Source organism: Catenibacterium sp., assembly GCF_052354645.1.
GTDB classification, from domain to species: Bacteria; Bacillota_I; Bacilli_A; order Erysipelotrichales; family Coprobacillaceae; genus Catenibacterium; species Catenibacterium mitsuoka_A.
The window spans coordinates 1-2,937 of record NZ_DAWDDM010000247.1; the positions used below are offsets into that span (position 1 = coordinate 1).

General features: G+C 34.9%; 3 protein-coding genes. 1 reads left to right on the forward strand and 2 read right to left on the reverse strand.

Features of this window, described 5'->3' with window-relative positions; genetic code table 11:
- Positions 1–275 precede the first annotated feature (275 nt).
- On the forward strand, positions 276–689 hold the full coding sequence (locus tag ACT8VG_RS09420) for a peptide deformylase (RefSeq protein WP_129981777.1): 414 nt from the start codon (positions 276–278) through the stop codon (positions 687–689).
- A gap of 83 nt (positions 690–772) precedes the next feature.
- Here the strand turns inward: ACT8VG_RS09420 and ACT8VG_RS09425 are convergent, their stop codons facing one another.
- A complete protein-coding gene (locus ACT8VG_RS09425; RefSeq protein ID WP_117458157.1) occupies positions 773–1,045 on the reverse strand; it encodes a type II toxin-antitoxin system RelB/DinJ family antitoxin in 273 nt (90 codons plus the stop codon).
- 114 nt (positions 1,046–1,159) lie between these two features.
- A partial coding sequence (locus ACT8VG_RS09430; protein ID WP_444195718.1) for a heavy metal translocating P-type ATPase occupies positions 1,160–2,937 on the reverse strand: 1,778 nt, incomplete at its 5' end.

The following is a 2,937-nucleotide window of genomic DNA, read 5'->3' on the forward strand; positions in this document are numbered from 1 at the left end:
ACAGACGTTACCAGTCTGCTCTCATGACCGTTGCCCCGTAGTTAAGAATATACAAGTATATTCTAACACACAATTTTTAAAAATGGGCTGATTTTTTATGGGGGTCTATGCGCTTTTTTTTGAGGTAGAAATCCAAACACAAATGAAACCTCATATTATTCTACGAAACTAAAAAAAGCATCAACTTTTTGGATGTTTAAATCCTTAAGTTGATGCCATTGTGCTCTTATGAGCCTGTTTTCTTATGTTATAATGAGTTTCAGGAGGACGAAGTAATGATTAAAGAAATAGTAAAGGATGATTTCTTCTTATCACAGGTGGCAGAAAAAGCGACGAAAGAAGATTTATATATAGGAACTGATTTAAAGGATACACTTCAAGCACATCTTCATGAATGTGTTGGTATGGCAGGGAATATGATTGGCTATAATAAAGCAGTTATTATCTTTTTGGAAGATGAAAAGATGCATGTGATGTATAATCCTGAAATCATTAAAACAAGTGGTAACTATCATGAATGTGAAGAGGGATGTTTATCTCATGTAGGACAAAAGTCAGTTAAACGTTATGAAACAATCAAGGTGTCTTACTTTGATGAATCATTTAAAAAGAAGATTAAAACTTTTACTGGTTTTACAGCACAGATCATTCAGCATGAGTGTGATCATCTAAAAGGTATACTCATTTAGATGAGTTGATAGAAAAAAAGGTGAAGATTATGCATATATAACAGCATATTTTTCACCTTTTTTAATTTGCTATATATCGTATTTCATACGTCTAATGCTTCTTTAAGTGCATCGATACTAGAATATCTTGGAGAAGAAGGATTCTTCATCATTTTTCTGCCTTCCTCAATGGCAGAAACTGTAGTATTATTTGGTACTTCCAGTTTTAATTTAAAAGGAATACCATGTTCACGGATAACGGTTCTCAGGAAAATATTTACAGCTGTTGTCATATTTAGACCAAGTTCATTGAATATTTTTTCCGCTTGATCCTTGATTTCTTTATCAGTTCGAATATTTAGGTTTGTTGTTGTCATATAGAACATCTCCATTCAAATATAGTATACTCACAAGTACGTTTACCATCAATACAAAGTCATTATAGTAGAAGTATATTGTCATTATGTAAAAAGGCATCCCTGAGGATACCTTTAATTATGAATTGTGAGAGCACGTGTTGCGTTCATGACTGCAAGAATCATGACACCTACATCTGCAAATATTGCAAGCCACATATTCGCAATACCGAGTGCACCTAATACTAAACAGATGAACTTAACAGCTAACGCAAAGACAATATTCTGTTTTACAATTCTTAATGTCTTAGTAGAAATCTTCATAGCAAGTGAAATCTTTAATGGATCATCATCCATCAAAACAACATCTGCTGCTTCAATGGCAGCATCACTACCAAGACCACCCATCGCAATACCAATATCAGCACGAGAGAGTACTGGTGCATCATTGATACCATCACCAACAAAGGCAAGTTTTTCTTTGTCTGATTTCTTAGCTAACAACTTTTCTACTTCTTCTACCTTATCTGCAGGAAGAAGTTCACTGTGTACTGTATCAATGCCAATTGTCTTGGCTACAAGTTCTGCAGTAGAAGCACTATCACCTGTTAACATAACAGTTTCCTTAGCCCCTAATGATTTCAAACCACTAATAGCTTCTTTAGCATGATCCTTGATAATATCAGAAATCACAATACAACCTGCATATTTGTCATCAACTGCTACATATACAAGTGTACCAGCCTTTGTATAAGCACTATAATCAATACTTTTTAATTTCATTAATTTCGCATTACCTGCAAGAATATGATGACCATTATAGTCTGCTTCTACACCATGTCCTGCAATTTCCTGAATATGATCTACAAGTGTATTATCGATTTTCTGATTATAAGCTTTCTTTAAGCTGACGCTGATAGGATGTGTTGAAGCACTTTCTGCATAAGCAGCATATTCAAGTAAGTTGTCTTTATCAAAACCTTCTGCAGGTACAACATCAGTCACTTCAAATACACCCTTAGTCAATGTACCTGTCTTATCAAATACAAAGTATTTAACATCAGATAATGTTTCTAGGTAGTTAGAACCCTTTACAAGAATACCGTTCTTGCTGGCACATCCAATACCACCAAAGAAACTTAATGGAATAGAAATAACAAGAGCACAAGGACAGCTGATTACTAAGAATGTGAGGGCTCTAAAGATCCAGTCACCGACATGAGCAGGCTGTCCCATAAAAGTTAAGACAATAGGGGGAATAATAGCCAAAGCGAGCGCACTATAACATACAACAGGTGTATAATACTTCGCAAACTTAGTAATAAAGTTTTCTGTCTTAGATTTCTTCATACTTGAGTTTTCTACAAGATCAAGAATCTTAGAAACTGTTGATTCACCAAATTCTTTTGTTGTTTTAACTGTGATACGTGCTGTCATATTAATAGAACCACTATAGATTTCATCACCACAATGGGCATTACGAGGCACACTTTCACCTGTTAAGGCACTTGTATTTAGTGTTGTATCACCCTCTACAATAATTCCATCAATAGGAACCTTTTCACCAGGATTAACAATGATTTCACTACCAATCTCTACATCATCAGGATCTACTTCTTCAATCTCGCCATCCACCATGATATTAGCATAATCAGGACGAATATCCATTAAAGCAGCGATATTCTTACGACTCTTACCAACCGCAATACTTTGGAATAATTCACCAATCTGATAGAAAACCATAACGGCAGAACCTTCAAGATATTCACCAAGACACATAGCCCCGATTGTTGCGACAGCCATTAAGAAGTTTTCATCAAATACCTGACCATGACTGATATTCTTAATAGATTTTCTTAAAATATCATGTCCAATCACAAAGTAGGGGATTAAATAGAGGATAAACTCTACAT

Excerpts from the sequence above, each read along its gene's own strand:
- ACT8VG_RS09420 (WP_129981777.1), top strand. The coding sequence starts at position 276 with ATGATTAAAGAAATAGTAAAGGATGATTTCTTCTTATCACAGGTGGCA.
- ACT8VG_RS09425 (WP_117458157.1), bottom strand. The coding sequence starts at position 1,045 with ATGACAACAACAAACCTAAATATTCGAACTGATAAAGAAATCAAGGAT.